Source organism: Streptococcus sp. FDAARGOS_522 (assembly GCF_003812445.1).
In the GTDB taxonomy this organism is placed as follows: Bacteria; Bacillota; Bacilli; order Lactobacillales; family Streptococcaceae; genus Streptococcus; species Streptococcus agalactiae.
In genome coordinates this window covers 1935965-1951931 of the sequence record NZ_CP033808.1, presented here as the reverse complement: position 1 = coordinate 1951931, position 15967 = coordinate 1935965, and the positions used below count along the sequence as shown (strand labels likewise).

Sequence of the window (15967 nt, the reverse complement as noted above, 5' to 3'; positions counted from 1 at the left end):
TTACCCTAACGTTACAATTGTGGCGCCAGATCCCCCTGCATTTTGTGGGGCATAAGCAAAATGCTTAACGTGCTTATTACGACGAAGATATTTTGTCACTCCCTCACGGATAACGCCTGTACCAATACCATGAATGATATCAACTTGTCCCATATTGTTAAGCAATGCTTGATCAATAAAATTATCTAACTCTTGCATAGCTTCTTCGTATCTTTTACCTCTAAGATCAAGTCGAGCTCTTGGTCCAGAACTATCAGCCTTTCTAACCACATTAATCTGTTTACTTTTGACTTTCTGTTCTTCTTGGACTCTAACAAGGGTAAATTCATCTTGTGTTAATGTCATTTTGATAATTCCCACTTGTGCTTCCCAACGACCATCTTTTAATTGACTAGTTAAAGTACCTCGCTGTCCATAGCTAGTCACTATAATATCATCACCAATTCTAGGAGCACGAGCTGCTTTGATTTTTTTAGCCTTATTTAAGACTTTATTTTTTGATAAATCAACTTGAGGTGCTAATTTTTTTATTTGTGCCTTAGCATCTATAATTTCGTGAGGTTTTAATTGACTCTTATCATTGAGTTTTTTTAAGATAGTATCACTCTCATTCAAAGCCATATCTACAATTTCTTGAGCTTCTTGATAGATTTTTTCTAACTCTTTATCGCGCTCATGTGAAAATTCATTATAGAGTTTCTTAACCGCACGATTGAATTTGAGGTTTTCTTGTTCAACTTCTTTAATATGATCCAGTCTTCTACGTGTCTCAAGTGTCTGTGCCTCTAACTGTTCAATAATACGGTTAACATCTGAGTCAGAATCTGTCATCTGCTTAGCTTGTTTAACAATAAATGGAGCTAAACCAAGGCGAGAAGCAATTTCAAATGCATTTGATCGTCCAGGAACTCCTTGCATAAAGCGATACGTAGGGCTAAGCGTTTCGGCATCAAATTCCATGCTCGCATTCTCTACAAAATTTGTCTCAATCCCATAAGCTTTTAATTCTGGATAGTGCGTGGTCGCCATCGTTTTGATATTACTTAACCTAAGGTGTTCTAAAATAGCCATAGCCAAACTAGCACCTTCTTGAGGATCCGTTCCTGCTCCCAGTTCATCGAAGAGAACTAAACTATTGTGGTCAGCCTCGTTTAAAATACTGACTATATGCGTCATATGACTAGAAAAAGTTGATAGACTTTGTTCAATAGATTGCTCATCGCCAATATCTGCAAAGATATTGTTAAATACTGCAATTTTACTACCTTTATCCGCTAATACTGGCAAACCAGACTGTCCCATTAATTGTGCTAAACCGAGTGTTTTTAGCATAATCGTCTTACCACCAGTATTGGGACCAGTGATGACAATTGCAGTTAAATCTTGATCAAAATGTAAGTCATTAGCCACAGGGTTACTTAACAGAGGATGACGAACATTGATTAATGCTAACGTGCTGTCATTAGAAATCTCAGGTATCGTCGCCTTATTATCAGTCATAAAAAGATATTTAGCCCTTACAAAATCAAGATGCCCAAGAATCCATGCATTATTTCTAATAGTGGCGACATGGGGTCTTAACAAGTCTGAAAATGCGTGTAAAATACGACTTTCTTCATGACGTTCGTCAGCTCTAAGCTGCGTTATCTCTTCGTTTAGTGTAACTACAGCACGAGGCTCAATATAAACAGTACTTCCTGAAGAAGAGATGTCATGAACCACACCAGAAATACGATTCCGATAAGTATTTTTTACTGGTAGGACACTTCGTCCACTACGACTAGCGATTAGATTCTCTGATAAAAGCTCTGCTTTTTCCTTAAGCATATCCTGTAAAATCTGACGAACCCGTCGTTCACTGTTTGTTAATTGACGACGGATACGCTCTAATTCTGGACTCGCAAAATGTTCTAAAAAACCACCATCATTGATAGCTTGAAAAGACCCTTGCAGATTAGGGAATTGTTCCAAATTTTCAAACAAACGATCCAAAGATTGGAAAGAAACATTATCCAAATCAGAATAAAAGTGAATCATATCCGAAGAACTCTGTAAAACTTTTTTGATAGCCAAAAGTTCTTGGATATTAAGATCAGCTGAAAGCTCTAAGCGTTTTAAACTCTCAGAGATTGAACTTAGGCTGACTATGCCAAATGAGTGATGTTCAACAAAAATCTGTTCCATGTCAGAAATTTCATTAAAACTTTTTTCTATTTTAGGAGCCTCCGTCATCGGCTCCAGCTCTGATAATTCTTCTTGTGATTGTTCTGTCTTGAGATAAGGTAATATCAATTCCTTAACTTTGTTAAATTCTAACTGTTCTAAAATCTTGTTATTCATACTCTTCATTATACCTAAATTTATCACAAAATGACAACGTTAAAAAGGTTGGAACTCTTACTCCAACCTTACTAAACATTATATTCAAAGACCTACCGCCCAAGTCCTTACCAAAAACTGAGAGAAGAATGGTAAGTCGTTAATTAAAAATCTAACAAACAGACTATTCCATAACTTTTCTTGAACAAATGACATAGGGACTGTTGCCAGAATAGTCAAACACATACTCATAAATAAGAGACAAACCAGAACGGCTAAAAAACCACTAATAATATTATTTTGCAAGCTATCAAAATGTTCAACTGGTGCTAAATGTAGTAAAACACCTAGCAAGCGACCTACTAAGTAGGATAAACTGTAGATAAAAACAAAGGCAACACCTGCATAATAAACATGACTCAATTGAAATTTGCTAATATCTTTAAAAAAGTAAACTTCTACTCCTTGTACAGGATTAGAATACGGTACCCATAACGTAATCTGACTAGCTAATTCTTGGTAAAATTGACTAGCAATCATCAAAGATACCATTGACATTAACACGTAAAAGACTTGTAAAAAAATACCTCTACTGTAGCCAATATAAAAATGCCAAATAACAATAATCAGCAAAAGCAATGATAGCATGATTAATCCTCACTCACTTTTTCTTTAATGTCCGAAATCGTTTTGGAGCGTAACTTATTGAGCTCATCTTCCATTTTTTCAATGTCAATTTCTCGACTTAGTTGCACTGATAAAGCATTAATTGCCATGAGAATAGCAATCGTTTCATTATCAGCATTAGGTAATTTTTCTTTAATAGCTTCATACTTTTCTGTAGCTACACGCTCAATCTCTTCCATAAAAAGGTTGTCTTTATCTGTCGTCAATGTGAGAGGCTTATCTCCAAAGACAAATTTATAACGATTTTTCTGACTATTATTTATTTTTGTTTCCATACTATACCTCTGCTAGCATTATACCGTAAAATAGGGCTTTCGTAAAATTCTACCCCTTATCATTACTTGTCTATTCCCTTATTCCTCTTTTTTATGATAGAATATTGTCTATGAACACAATCGTCATGCAAGCAGATAAAAAATTGCAAGAAAAGATAAGAACCGATTTAGCTCAACATCATATAAGTAATAATAATCCTTATGTGGTATTTTCAGCTAAAATATCAGGAACTACTGTTCTTTTATATACTTCTGGAAAACTTGTCTTCCAGGGTTCTAACGCTTCACATATCGCCCAAAAGTATGGTTATATTGAGCAAAAAGAAAGTTGTTCCTCTGAGAGTCAAGATATTCCCATAATTGGTACTGATGAAGTGGGAAATGGCTCTTACTTTGGTGGACTGGCAGTGGTAGCTAGTTTTGTAACTCCTAAGGACCATGCTTACCTCAAAAAATTAGGTGTTGGTGATTCAAAAACACTTACTGATCAAAAAATTAAGCAAACCGCGCCTCTTTTGGAAAAAGCAATTCCACACAAAGCATTATTGTTATCGCCTCAAAAATATAATCAAGTGGTTGGTCCAAATAACAAACATAATGCTGTCTCCGTAAAAGTTGCTTTACACAACCAAGCTATCTTCCTTCTTCTTCAAGATGGTTTTGAACCAGAAAAAATCGTTATTGATGCTTTTACTAGCTCCAAAAACTATCAAAACTATTTGAAAAATGAAAAGAATCAATTTAAACAAACGATTACTCTGGAAGAAAAAGCTGAAAATAAATATCTAGCTGTAGCGGTCAGTTCTATTATTGCACGTAATCTATTCTTAGAAAATCTTAACAAATTAAGCGACGACGTAGGATATAAACTTCCAAGTGGAGCTGGTCACCAATCTGATAAGGTCGCTAGCCAATTGCTCAAAGCTTATGGTATCTCTTCGCTTGAACACTGCGCAAAACTTCATTTTGCCAACACCAAAAAAGCACAAGCATTATTAAAATAAATAGCAGGGAAAATTATGAAAGAATTTATTAAAGAATGGGGTATCTTTATCCTCATCCTCTCACTTTTTTTACTATCGCGTATCTTTTTATGGCAATTCGTTAAAGTTGACGGACACTCCATGGATCCAACTTTAGCTGACAAGGAACAGCTAGTAGTTCTCAAACAAACAAAAATCAATCGATTCGATATTGTAGTGGCTAACGAAGAAGAAGGCGGCCAAAGGAAAAAAATTGTTAAACGTGTCATTGGTATGCCGGGTGATGTCATCAAATATAAAAATGACACCTTAACTATTAACAATAAAAAAACAGAAGAACCTTACCTCAAGGAATATACTAAATTATTTAAAAAGGATAAATTACAGGAAAAATATTCGTATAACCCACTTTTCCAAGACCTAGCACAAAGCTCTACCGCTTTCACTACTGACAGCAATGGCAGCAGCGAATTTACTACTGTCGTGCCTAAAGGCCACTACTATCTTGTTGGTGATGACCGAATTGTCTCTAAAGATAGTCGTGCCGTCGGTCCCTTCAAAAAATCAACGATTGTGGGAGAGGTTAAATTCCGCTTCTGGCCAATTCGTCGTTTTGGAACTATCAACTAAAGGAAATTAAAAATTCACCTGACAAAAGTTGAAATAGCATATTATATTGAAAATAGGGAGTGACAAATCCATTTAAAATAGGGATTTACAATCACTCCCTTTAACTGTTTATTAAAAAGGAAGGTACAATGGAAGTATTTTTTACAGGAACCATTGAACGCATTATATTTGAAAATGCCAGCAATTTTTTTAAAATATTACTTCTGGAAATCGAAGATACGGATAGCGATTTTGATGATGTAGAAGTAATTATTACTGGTACTATGGCCGACGTTATAGAGGGAGAAGAATATACTTTTTGGGGAACACTAACCCAACATCCAAAATACGGCGAGCAACTACAAAGTGTACGCTATGAAAGAGCCAAGCCTACTTCAGGTGGCCTTGTGAAATACTTTTCTAGCGAACAATTTAAAGGAATTGGTAAAAAGACTGCCCAACGCATCGTAGAACTCTATGGAGATAATACCATTGATAAAATCCTTGAATCCCCTGAACAGTTAAGCACAATCTCAGGACTATCAAAAATTAATAGAGAAGCATTCATCGCTAAACTGAAACTCAATTATGGAACAGAGCAAGTTTTAGCTAAACTCGCTGAATATGGGTTAAGCAATCGTGCTGCTATTCAAATATTTGATCACTATAAAGAAGAATCGCTTGAAGTGATAAACGAAAATCCTTATCAACTTGTTGAGGATATCCAAGGTATCGGTTTTAAAATAGCTGATCAACTTGCTGAACAAGTCGGTATTGAAAGTGATTCTCCTAAACGCTTTCGTGCTGCTATTATTCATACTTTAGTTGAGTCTTCTATGGAGCAAGGAGATACCTATATTGAGGCTCGTACTCTCTTGGAAAAAACCATTACTCTCCTTGAAGAAGCTCGTCAAATCGAACTAGATCCTTCAATTGTTGCTAAGGAATTGACAAATTTAATTGCAGAAGATAAAGTGCAACATATTGGAACTAAAATTTTTAGTAATACTCTATTTTTTGCCGAAGAAGGCATCAAAAAAAACTTACAACGAATACTAAATCAACCCTTTGATAAACAACTAAGTCACAAAGATATTGACCGTGAAATCAGAGATATTCAAAAATCTTTAAATATCCACTACGATAATATCCAAGAAAAAGCTATTAGAGAAGCTTTACTAAGTAAGGTATTTATCTTGACTGGTGGCCCAGGAACAGGTAAAACAACAGTTATAAATGGTATTATTGAAGCCTATTCCGAGTTACATCATATTGATTTAAACAAAAATGATATTCCTATTGTACTTGCTGCTCCTACAGGTCGTGCTGCTAGACGCATGAATGAACTTACCGGTTTACCGAGTGCTACTATTCATAGGCATTTGGGATTAAACGGAGATAGTGACTATCAAAGTCTAGATGACTATCTAGATTGTTCCTTAATTATCATTGATGAATTTTCAATGGTTGACACTTGGCTTGCTAATCAATTATTTGACGCTTTGGACTCGCACACACAAGTTATTATTGTCGGAGATAGTGATCAATTACCGTCTGTAGGTCCAGGACAAGTTCTAGCAGATCTTTTAAATATAAATGCACTTCCACACGTTAAACTTGAAAAGATTTTTAGACAATCAGAAGAATCAACTATTGTGACTTTAGCTAATCAAATGAGACAGGGCTTTTTGCCAGAGGACTTTACAGCTAAAAAAGCCGATCGCTCATACTTTGAAGCATCTGCTAATATCATCCCAAATATGATTTCTAAAATTGTTCAATCTGCACTTAAGAGCGGTATTGAAGCTCATGAAATTCAAATTTTAGCTCCTATGTATCGCGGCCAAGCAGGTATTAATAATCTTAACCTTATCATGCAAAATCTCCTCAATCCATTAAAAGATAATAACCAATTTACTTTTAATGATATAAATTTCCGAATAGGAGATAAAGTGTTACATTTAGTCAACGATACAGAGCTTAATGTTTTTAATGGGGATATTGGTTACATAACGGATCTTATACCAGCCAAATATACTGAGAGCAAGCAAGATGAGATTTATATGACTTTTGATGGTCAAGAAGTTATCTACCAACGCAAAGAATGGCTTAAAATAACACTAGCCTATGCTATGAGTATTCATAAATCACAGGGTTCTGAATTTCAAGTTGTTATTCTGCCAATAACGAGACAGAGTGGTCGAATGTTACAGCGAAACCTTATTTATACAGCCATTACGAGATCTAAAAGTAAACTAATACTTTTAGGAGAAATTGGTGCATTTGATTTCGCTGTTAAAAACGAGGGGGCAAAGCGCAATACTTATCTGATAGAAAGATTTGAAAACAAGCAAGAAATAGCTAATTCTCAAAAAATTGAAGATAGCTCAATAGATCAAAAGATTGACAGCACAATAATTAATACGTCCATTCCAAAAACAGCAACGCCAATTGAGCAGACTAATCTTTCAAAAATAACTTATCGCCTAACTGAAGAAAATTATTTAACAATCGATCCAATGATTGGTATTAATCAACAAGATATAAGTGCAATTTTTGATAGTAAATAATTTTTTCATAAAATCTTGAAAACTCTTCCAAATATGTTATAATATCATTGTATTAAGAACGTAGTTCAAATTTAATACTTTTATTAAGGTTTATTTAGAAAAAGGAGATATTATGGTTTCATATGAAAAAGTCCGCCGCTCTCTGCGCACAGCTACAATCACTATCATTGTATTAAATAGTTTGTCTTTAGTATTCAGATTGTTTACAGGAATTTCAGTGCAGCTAGCCAAAACTGAAATTAATAAAGGGAACACAGGTAATCTTCCTAAAGAACATATCGAAGCAGTCTTGAGCGCCACAACACCATTTATGCTATTTGTCACTGCTTTAATAGTATTAGTCAACATTGCCATTGTTATTTTCTGTATTAAAAATTTAAGAGCAATTAAAAGAAATCAAATGGTTAATTACCTTCCTTATTACCTTGGCTTCGCCATTACTGTAGGACTTGTTATTTTGGGTTTTCTAACTACTAAAGCACCATGGGCAATAGCTATAAATATCGTCTTCCAAGCTATTTTCGGTCTTCTTTATTTCCATGCTTATCAAAAAGCACAAAAACTCAACGAACGTGATCTTGAAGAGACTAACTAAAAGTAAAAGCACTAGAATCTAGTGCTTTTTTCTTTTCAAAGAGAGTTAAATATAGTCATCGTCCCAACTTTTAAAAATCTAAATAGATAGCTTCATGTTCATTTTCCAGGGTCGTTACTGTAACACCTAAGAGTCGTATGCCAAAAACTGACTCTTCTAAGGTATCAAATATCGCTTTAGCAACTTGATCAATGATTTGAAAATCTTGAGTATACTCTTCTAATGTCATACGTTTCGTCAATGTTTCAAAATCCGCATATCTAACTTTTAAAACGATTGTCTTACCAACTTTCTTATTTTTCTCCAGAGAAGCAACAACTCTCTGAACGTTCTTTGAAATCTCAGCTTTGATATCTGCTTCGTTATATAGTAATTTCCCATAGGTTTTCTCACTTCCTATTGATTTACGAACTCTATCAGGTTTTACCGGGGAAGCATTAATCCCTCTTGCCTTACGATAAAGGTCATACCCGAAACGACCAAACATATCAATTAAAGAGATTTCAGATAAGGAAAGGAGGTCCTCACCAGTATAAATCCCTAAAGCATGTAATTTTTCGACGGAGCGTTTACCAACACCATGAAATTTCTCTATTGGTAAGGGCTTCAAGAAATCTTGAGCTTGATCTGGTAGGATGAGGGTAAGTCCTTTTGGTTTCTCAAAGTCAGAAGCCAATTTTGCCAAAAATTTATTGTAGGAAATACCCGCTGAACAGGTCAAATGGACATCATTCCAAATATCGTATTGTATCATTTTAGCAAGTTTAACAGCAGATTTTATTCCCATTTTATTTTCAGTTACATCTAAATAAGCTTCGTCTATACTCATCGGTTCAACCAAATCCGTATACTTTTTAAATATATCTCGTACTTCCATTCCTACTTGGCGATATTTTTGGTAATTTCCCGAAATAAAGATAGCTTGAGGACATCGTTCATACGCTTCTTTTGAAGACATAGCTGAATGAACTCCAAACTTTCGAGCCTCATAATTACAAGTAGAAACAACCCCTCTGCCGCCGGTTTTTCTGGGATCAGAACCAATAATAACAGGCTTTCCTTTAAGAGAGGGATTGTCACGCTCTTCCACAGATGCAAAAAAAGCATCCATATCAATGTGGATAATTTTACGCGACGTATCATTTATTAAAGGAAAAATTAACATTGTTCTCTCCCCCATTCTCTCTACTCCATTATAACAGATTACAACTTAATGATACAGATTAAAAAAACTGTATTATAAAAGAATCAAAATTTTGTCAAGAAATATGCTTGCGAAAACGTTTACTTTTTTCTAAAATGGATATGTAAACAAAATTAAATCTGTCACAATGTTTAAGGAGAAAACTATGGCAACAGTTAAAACAAACACAGATATCTTTGAACAAGCTTGGGAAGGCTTTAAAGGTGTTGATTGGAAAGAAAAAGCAAGTATTGCTCGCTTCGTTCAAGCAAACTATGCACCTTACGATGGAGATGAAAGCTTCTTAGCTGGAGCAACTGAACGTTCACTTCACATCAAAAAAGTGATTGAAGAAACAAAAGCTCACTATGAAGAAACTCGCTTCCCAATGGATACTCGTGTTGCTTCAATTTCTGAATTACCAGCTGGTTTTATCGACAAAGATAACGAACTTATCTTTGGTATTCAAAACGACGAGCTTTTCAAATTGAACTTCATGCCTAAAGGTGGTATCCGTATGGCGGAAACTACACTTAAAGAAAATGGTTATGAACCTGATCCAGCTGTTCACGAAATCTTCACTAAGTACGCTACAACAGTAAATGATGGTATCTTCCGCGCTTATACTTCTAACATTCGTCGTGCTCGCCATGCACACACTGTTACTGGTCTTCCAGACGCTTATTCACGCGGACGTATCATTGGTGTATATGCTCGTCTAGCTGTTTACGGTGCTGACTACTTGATGCAAGAAAAAGTTAATGACTGGAATGCATTGAATGATATTGATGAAGAGTCAATTCGTCTTCGTGAAGAAATCAACCTTCAATACCAAGCTCTTGGTGAAGTTGTAAAACTTGGTGACCTTTACGGCGTAGATGTTCGTAAACCAGCCATGAACACTAAAGAAGCCATTCAATGGGTGAATATTGCTTTCATGGCTGTATGTCGTGTTATCAATGGTGCTGCAACATCACTTGGACGTGTTCCTATTGTCCTTGATATCTTTGCAGAACGTGACCTCGCTCGCGGTACATTCACAGAATCAGAAATCCAAGAATTTGTTGATGATTTTGTCCTTAAACTCCGTACTGTAAAATTTGCTCGTACTAAAGCTTATGATGCCCTTTACTCAGGTGACCCAACCTTTATCACAACTTCAATGGCAGGTATGGGAGCTGATGGACGTCATCGTGTTACCAAAATGGACTATCGTTTCTTAAATACACTTGACAATATCGGTAACTCACCAGAACCAAACTTAACTGTTCTTTGGTCAGACCAATTACCATATGCTTTCCGTCGCTACTGTATGTCAATGAGTCATAAACACTCTTCAATCCAATATGAAGGTGTATCAACAATGGCTAAAGAAGGCTACGGTGAAATGTCATGTATTTCATGTTGTGTATCACCACTTGATCCAGAAAACGAAGACAAACGTCACAACCTTCAATATTTTGGTGCTCGTGTTAACGTTATGAAAGCACTTCTTACTGGTCTTAACGGTGGTTATGATGATGTTCATAAAGATTACAAAGTATTTGACATTGACCCAATTCGTGACGAAGTACTCAACTTTGACACTGTAAAAGCTAACTTTGAAAAATCTCTTGACTGGTTGACTGATACTTATGTTGATGCGATGAATATCATCCACTACATGACTGATAAATACAACTATGAAGCTGTACAAATGGCATTCTTACCTTCACATGTACGTGCTAATATGGGATTTGGTATCTGTGGTTTTGCAAATACTGTCGATTCATTATCTGCGATTAAATACGCTACTGTTAAACCAATCCGTGACGAAGATGGTTACATCTACGACTACGAAACAGTTGGTGACTTCCCACGTTATGGTGAAGATGATGATCGTGTTGACTCAATCGCTGAATGGTTACTTGAAGCCTTCCATGGACGCCTTGCTAAACACAAACTTTATAAAGATGCTGAAGCAACTGTTTCTCTTCTTACAATCACATCAAACGTTGCTTACTCTAAACAAACTGGTAACTCACCGGTACATAAAGGAGTATATCTCAATGAAGATGGTAGTGTAAACCTTTCTAAAGTAGAATTCTTCTCACCAGGTGCTAACCCTTCTAACAAAGCTAAAGGTGGCTGGTTACAAAACTTGAATTCACTTTCTAAACTTGATTTCGCTCATGCAAATGATGGTATTTCATTGACAACTCAAGTTTCTCCACGCGCTCTTGGTAAAACATTTGATGAACAAGTTGATAACTTGGTAACAGTCCTTGATGGTTACTTTGAAAACGGTGGTCAACACGTTAACTTGAATGTCATGGACCTTAAAGATGTCTATGACAAGATCATGAATGGTGAAGACGTTATCGTTCGTATCTCAGGTTACTGTGTCAATACTAAATATCTAACTCCTGAGCAAAAAACTGAGTTAACACAACGTGTCTTCCATGAAGTACTTTCAATGGACGATGCATTAACTAACTAGTTTGTATTCGATGAAGTAGGTTTGATATAATCAAACCTACTTTTATCTATATTATCAATAGTACTAATTACTTCTTTATATAACCTCAAGGAGGGCCTAATGTTAAATCACAAATTTCTTCAAGTTCTAAAATATGAGGGTGTCGTTTCGATAACAAGCTGGACCGAATTAGCTCCTCACGTTACAAACACTTGGAATAGTTACCTGACTATTACAGATGACCAGCGTATATTAGCTCCTGCAGCAGGAATGACTCATCTTGAAAATGATCTCAATAATAATTCTAACATTATTATGACTCTGGGCAGCCGTGAAGTTGAGGGTCGTGATGGTTATCAAGGTACAGGCTTTAGAATTGAAGGAACTGCTAAGCTATTAGAAGCAGGAAGCGATTTTGAAATTGTTAAAGAAAAATATCCTTTTCTGCGTAAAGTATTGGAAGTAACTCCCATAAATGTTATACAACTTTTATAAAAAACTTCTCCTAGAAAATTCTAGGAGAAGTTTTTTATTCAAAGCACGATGTTATCGCCTCTTGTATATGTCGTCGTTTCTCAATCCAAAGTGGACGGTCATCATAGGAAAATGTTCTGTTTGTCAAAAAAATAGCTGCTGCCTGCTTTTGATAATTTAGTGCAATAAAAGGACCAGTATAACCAGTATGGTTTATCCAATCCTTATCTATATCCCAAGCTAATGATCTTGATTTACTCAAACTATAATTATTCCACAAAGGTTTCGCAAAATCATCTTTTAAATAATGAATAGAAAATCTTTGTAAATCATCAATAGTTGAAAATAAACCTGCAGAACCAGTATGCTTTCCTAATACCTTAGCTTTAGGATCGTGTACAATACCATCGTTAATACCGGCTACAGTTGGAACAGCTTCTACTCTAGGACCAAAAGAGGTTTCTTTCATCTGAAAAGGAGTGAAAATATAACGTTTGAAAAGTTTATCCAAACCATCCCCTAATACCTCTTCTAACATAAAACCAAGTAAAAGAAAATTAATATCAGTGTATTTAAACGATTTATCTTCCAAAACCTTGATATGATTAATGGCATCTTTCAACTGAGTAGCATTCAACTGATCACGATTTGGAATAAAAGGATCAATCCCACTGCTATGTGTAGCTAGTTGCCTTACAGTTAACGTCTGATGATGAAACCTAGGGTAATAATACCTTAATGGCTTATCAATATCAATAGTCCCGTGATAAACTAACTTTGCTAGTAAAGTTCCCACGCCGACAACTTTTGATACACTGGCTAGATCATAGACTAATCCCGCTTTAACTTTCTCATTGCCATCAATTGTCCCCAAGTAATGTTCGTGCCACTCTCCATTTTCATAAATAGCTAAGCTTGCACCATGATAAAGATTATCTTTGATTTGCTCTTTAATGAGTTCTAAAACGGTATTAGTTTTAATCATTCTTTTGAAATCCAAATCTCAATATTACTAGTGTCAGAGATGACTAAAATCTTTTCTTTAGAATCAAGGTAAACATCAAGTCCCAATGATTCAAAAGTTGATTTCAAGTCATTTAAATTAGTATCTTCATTAACACAGCATTCTAGTATCTCAATATCCCAAGTTTCATTTGGAGCAATTTGCAAATCTTGTCCTTGTGCTTCTTTGAAAGATAAATTAATTGGGAACTTCCCAGCAAATACTTTATCGTAAAAAGCTTCAGCTTTCACGGCATCAGGTACATTCAAACTAATAGATTGGAAAACAAAGTTTGATAGACCTGTAGTGTCATCATTTTTTTCTAACTCTGGGCGCTCAATTGCTACTAATTGTGACAAATCATCTTCAGCATGAAGTAAGAAAAGATCTCCCTCGGGCGAAACTGTTTCATAGGCATAACCATTTTGACCTTGATATACTTGAATGGCTTGCGCACCATTTGCCAAAAGCTTTTCAATATCTTTTGCATCTTGAGACTTAACAATAATCTTTGCTAACTTCTTAGTACCATTCACCGCACGAGTACGATAAGTTGGGGATTCCTCAATAATAAAGCTAGCCTCTTTGTTCTGCCATGCTGAGAAAACTGCGATTGCATTTTCTTCACTTATCAATTTAAATCCAAGAGACTCCTGATAAAATGTAATATTCAAGTCTCTATTATTAACACGTAATACTGGGTGTTTAAATGTCAATGAATGAAATAACGTCATAAATTCCTCCTTGTTCAGTCTAGTCTATTTTAGATAATTTTAGATAATTTAGCAAGAATCTTTGTGCTCTCAATACCATAAAGTCAAATTGACAGTTTCACTATTTTTTTGTAGACTGGATATTATGAATGAAACACTACTATTACATGGGATTCAGCTTATTCTGATTATCGCCATGATTATCACTTTTTATCAGATTGTTAGACATATTAGGTCTCAAAAAATAAATCCTTTCAAACGATTTTTCACTGGTTTGTGGATCGGTTTTGTAACTGATGCTCTCGATACTCTTGGTATCGGCTCTTTTGCAACAACGACCACATTTTTTAAACTAACTAAGCTTGTTGAAGACGATCGTAAGATACCCGCAACAATGACAGCTGCACACGTACTTCCAGTTTTGTTGCAGTCACTCTGTTTTATTTTTGTTGTAAAAGTAGAGGCTTTAACACTAATAACAATGGCTGGTGCAGCTTTTATTGGGGCTTTTGTTGGAGCTAAAATGACTAAAAATTGGCACGCTCCTACTGTTCAACGTATTCTAGGAACACTGCTCATCACAGCTGCTATTATTATGCTCTATCGTATGATCACTAACCCTGGAGCTGGTATTTCAGATTCAGTGCATGGTCTACACGGCATTTGGTTATTTGTTGGTATCGTCTTCAATTTTATTATTGGTGTATTAATGACTATGGGACTAGGTAATTATGCTCCTGAACTTATCTTCTTCTCCCTAATGGGACTGAGTCCTGCAGTTGCTATGCCTGTCATGATGCTAGATGCAGCTATGATAATGACAGCTTCTAGTACACAATTTATCAAGAGTGGTCGTGTTAATTGGAACGGCTTTGCCGGTCTGGTTACTGGGGGAATATTAGGCGTTATTGTCGCTGTTCTCTTCTTAACTAACCTTGACCTTAATAGTTTGAAGACACTGGTTGTAGGTATTGTTTTATTTACTGGAGCAATGTTAATACGTTCTTCCTTTAAAAAAACTATGCCCAAAAGTCATCATTAAACAAAATCAGCTAGCAAGACTGGCTGATTTTTATATTTAAAACAAAAAAGACCGGTAAACCGATCTTTCTTTAACTATTAAAGATATAATAGTTTGAACAAGGCTACAGCGAGTATACTTGCTACGATTGGTGCTAAAACTGGCACCCATGCATACCACCATTTTGAATCTTCTTTAGCTTGTCCAAGAATTTGTTTTGGTAATAAGCGGTGAACAATACGTGGACCAAGGTCACGCGCAGGGTTCAATGCAGGTCCAGTCGGTCCACCTAAAGAAGCAACTAGAGTCATTACCAAGAAACCAATACCTAAGTGAGCTACAGCAAGTGAACCAGTTACGTATGGTGAAATCCTTGTTGCTGCTGTCGTTTGGTCATAACCAGCTTGAACAAGTTTACCAACAAGTTCTACACCAAAATAGTTCTTCGTTAAAGCCAAAGCTCCAAAGAAAAGAACAAAAGAACCAACGAATTCATTTAAGAAACCATTAATGTAAGCCGCTTTACGACTTGATTTCTGTCCATCATCTAATGCAGAAATAGTTGAAAATGATCCAAGAACATGATTTGGATTTTCTGTCTTAACAAAGTAAGGTTGATAAACCATAACGACAACTAACTGTCCAAACATTGCTCCCAAAATTTGTGCAAGAATGTATTGTCCAACGTGTGCCCAAGGGAAAAGACCTGAAAATGCCAATCCAAGTGTGAAAGCTGGGTTAATATGGTTTCCAGAGACATTACCAAACATAAGCGCTGGCATCATAACACCTAAACCATAACCAATTGCAATAATAATCCAACCTGAATTATTTCCTTTTGTGCCTTTTAAGTCAACGTTAGCTACAGCCCCATTTCCTAAGATGATAAGAAAAGCGGTTGCGATAAATTCTGTGATATACTTCACAGTCCAAGTGATTTCGATCAATCCTTGTTTCCTCCCAAAAAAATATTTACAACATTAACCATTCTACCAAGTAAGCTTAATATTGTAAAGCTTATCACAAAATAAAATTAATAAAATTTTTAACCAAATATATTTGATAAAAAAATAGAGT

14 protein-coding genes are annotated in these 15967 nt (G+C 35.6%); 7 read left to right on the top strand and 7 right to left on the bottom strand.

Annotated features, from left to right (window positions below; all coding sequences use genetic code 11):
- The 3 genes from EGX70_RS10195 to zapA form a co-directional block, all read right to left on the bottom strand.
- Positions 1–2340, bottom strand: a complete 2340-nt coding sequence (locus tag EGX70_RS10195; protein WP_001060325.1) for an endonuclease MutS2 — start codon at positions 2338–2340, stop codon at positions 1–3.
- An 84-nt stretch (positions 2341–2424) separates the two neighbouring features.
- Positions 2425–2967, bottom strand: a complete 543-nt coding sequence (locus EGX70_RS10190) for a CvpA family protein (RefSeq protein ID WP_000949954.1) — start codon at positions 2965–2967, stop codon at positions 2425–2427.
- 2 nt (positions 2968–2969) lie between these two features.
- Positions 2970–3281, bottom strand: a complete 312-nt coding sequence (gene zapA, locus EGX70_RS10185) for a cell division protein ZapA (protein WP_000448289.1) — start codon at positions 3279–3281, stop codon at positions 2970–2972.
- A gap of 110 nt (positions 3282–3391) precedes the next feature.
- Between zapA and rnhC the strand changes: the two genes are divergently transcribed.
- The 4 genes from rnhC to EGX70_RS10165 all read left to right on the top strand — a co-directional run bounded on the left by rnhC (position 3392) and on the right by EGX70_RS10165 (position 8038).
- Entirely contained in the window at positions 3392–4285 is an 894-nt protein-coding gene (gene rnhC / locus EGX70_RS10180) for a ribonuclease HIII (RefSeq protein ID WP_001092532.1), read from the top strand.
- A gap of 15 nt (positions 4286–4300) precedes the next feature.
- Positions 4301–4894 (top strand): signal peptidase I, encoded by a 594-nt coding sequence (lepB, locus tag EGX70_RS10175; RefSeq protein WP_123948117.1) that lies wholly within the window; start codon positions 4301–4303, stop codon positions 4892–4894.
- Between the two features lie 128 nt (positions 4895–5022).
- Positions 5023–7443, top strand: a complete 2421-nt coding sequence (locus EGX70_RS10170; RefSeq protein WP_000451603.1) for an ATP-dependent RecD-like DNA helicase — start codon at positions 5023–5025, stop codon at positions 7441–7443.
- Between the two features lie 112 nt (positions 7444–7555).
- Positions 7556–8038: a hypothetical protein gene (locus tag EGX70_RS10165; protein ID WP_000255475.1), complete on the top strand. Its 483-nt coding sequence runs from the start codon at positions 7556–7558 to the stop codon at positions 8036–8038.
- Positions 8039–8108: 70 nt separating this feature from the next.
- Here EGX70_RS10165 and dinB read toward each other — a convergent pair whose 3' ends face one another.
- Positions 8109–9203 carry a DNA polymerase IV gene (gene dinB / locus EGX70_RS10160; RefSeq protein ID WP_000904556.1) on the bottom strand — a complete coding sequence of 365 codons (1095 nt, stop codon included), beginning with the start codon at positions 9201–9203 and terminating at the stop codon, positions 8109–8111.
- Positions 9204–9387: 184 nt separating this feature from the next.
- On the opposite strand from dinB, the gene pflB reads away from it, so the two are divergent.
- Together pflB and EGX70_RS10150 are read left to right on the top strand one after the other, a co-directional pair.
- On the top strand, positions 9388–11700 hold the full coding sequence (pflB, locus tag EGX70_RS10155; RefSeq protein ID WP_000246708.1) for a formate C-acetyltransferase: 2313 nt from the start codon (positions 9388–9390) through the stop codon (positions 11698–11700).
- 99 nt (positions 11701–11799) lie between these two features.
- The gene (locus EGX70_RS10150) at positions 11800–12174 is read left to right on the top strand and encodes a pyridoxamine 5'-phosphate oxidase family protein (RefSeq protein WP_000931882.1); all 375 of its coding nucleotides are present in this window, start codon (positions 11800–11802) and stop codon (positions 12172–12174) included.
- Between the two features lie 34 nt (positions 12175–12208).
- Here EGX70_RS10150 and EGX70_RS10145 read toward each other — a convergent pair whose 3' ends face one another.
- Both EGX70_RS10145 and EGX70_RS10140 read right to left on the bottom strand, forming a co-directional pair.
- The gene (locus EGX70_RS10145) at positions 12209–13138 is read right to left on the bottom strand and encodes a serine hydrolase domain-containing protein (protein WP_000598170.1); all 930 of its coding nucleotides are present in this window, start codon (positions 13136–13138) and stop codon (positions 12209–12211) included.
- Entirely contained in the window at positions 13135–13890 is a 756-nt protein-coding gene (locus EGX70_RS10140) for a CppA family protein (protein WP_000171848.1), read from the bottom strand. The genes EGX70_RS10145 and EGX70_RS10140 overlap by 4 nt, the downstream gene beginning before the upstream one ends.
- 124 nt (positions 13891–14014) lie before the next feature.
- Between EGX70_RS10140 and EGX70_RS10135 the strand changes: the two genes are divergently transcribed.
- Positions 14015–14911 carry a sulfite exporter TauE/SafE family protein gene (locus EGX70_RS10135; RefSeq protein WP_001006192.1) on the top strand — a complete coding sequence of 299 codons (897 nt, stop codon included), beginning with the start codon at positions 14015–14017 and terminating at the stop codon, positions 14909–14911.
- A gap of 77 nt (positions 14912–14988) precedes the next feature.
- On the opposite strand, the gene gla is transcribed toward EGX70_RS10135, so the two are convergent.
- On the bottom strand, positions 14989–15837 hold the full coding sequence (gene gla, locus EGX70_RS10130) for an aquaglyceroporin Gla (protein WP_000570241.1): 849 nt from the start codon (positions 15835–15837) through the stop codon (positions 14989–14991).
- Between the last annotated feature and the right edge of the window lie 130 nt (positions 15838–15967).

Excerpts from the sequence above, each read along its gene's own strand:
- EGX70_RS10195 (WP_001060325.1), bottom strand. The coding sequence starts at position 2,340 with ATGAATAACAAGATTTTAGAACAGTTAGAATTTAACAAAGTTAAGGAA.
- EGX70_RS10190 (WP_000949954.1), bottom strand. The coding sequence starts at position 2,967 with ATGCTATCATTGCTTTTGCTGATTATTGTTATTTGGCATTTTTATATT.
- zapA (WP_000448289.1), bottom strand. The coding sequence starts at position 3,281 with ATGGAAACAAAAATAAATAATAGTCAGAAAAATCGTTATAAATTTGTC.
- rnhC (WP_001092532.1), top strand. The coding sequence starts at position 3,392 with ATGAACACAATCGTCATGCAAGCAGATAAAAAATTGCAAGAAAAGATA.
- lepB (WP_123948117.1), top strand. The coding sequence starts at position 4,301 with ATGAAAGAATTTATTAAAGAATGGGGTATCTTTATCCTCATCCTCTCA.
- EGX70_RS10170 (WP_000451603.1), top strand. The coding sequence starts at position 5,023 with ATGGAAGTATTTTTTACAGGAACCATTGAACGCATTATATTTGAAAAT.
- EGX70_RS10165 (WP_000255475.1), top strand. The coding sequence starts at position 7,556 with ATGGTTTCATATGAAAAAGTCCGCCGCTCTCTGCGCACAGCTACAATC.
- dinB (WP_000904556.1), bottom strand. The coding sequence starts at position 9,203 with ATGTTAATTTTTCCTTTAATAAATGATACGTCGCGTAAAATTATCCAC.
- pflB (WP_000246708.1), top strand. The coding sequence starts at position 9,388 with ATGGCAACAGTTAAAACAAACACAGATATCTTTGAACAAGCTTGGGAA.
- EGX70_RS10150 (WP_000931882.1), top strand. The coding sequence starts at position 11,800 with ATGTTAAATCACAAATTTCTTCAAGTTCTAAAATATGAGGGTGTCGTT.
- EGX70_RS10145 (WP_000598170.1), bottom strand. The coding sequence starts at position 13,138 with ATGATTAAAACTAATACCGTTTTAGAACTCATTAAAGAGCAAATCAAA.
- EGX70_RS10140 (WP_000171848.1), bottom strand. The coding sequence starts at position 13,890 with ATGACGTTATTTCATTCATTGACATTTAAACACCCAGTATTACGTGTT.
- EGX70_RS10135 (WP_001006192.1), top strand. The coding sequence starts at position 14,015 with ATGAATGAAACACTACTATTACATGGGATTCAGCTTATTCTGATTATC.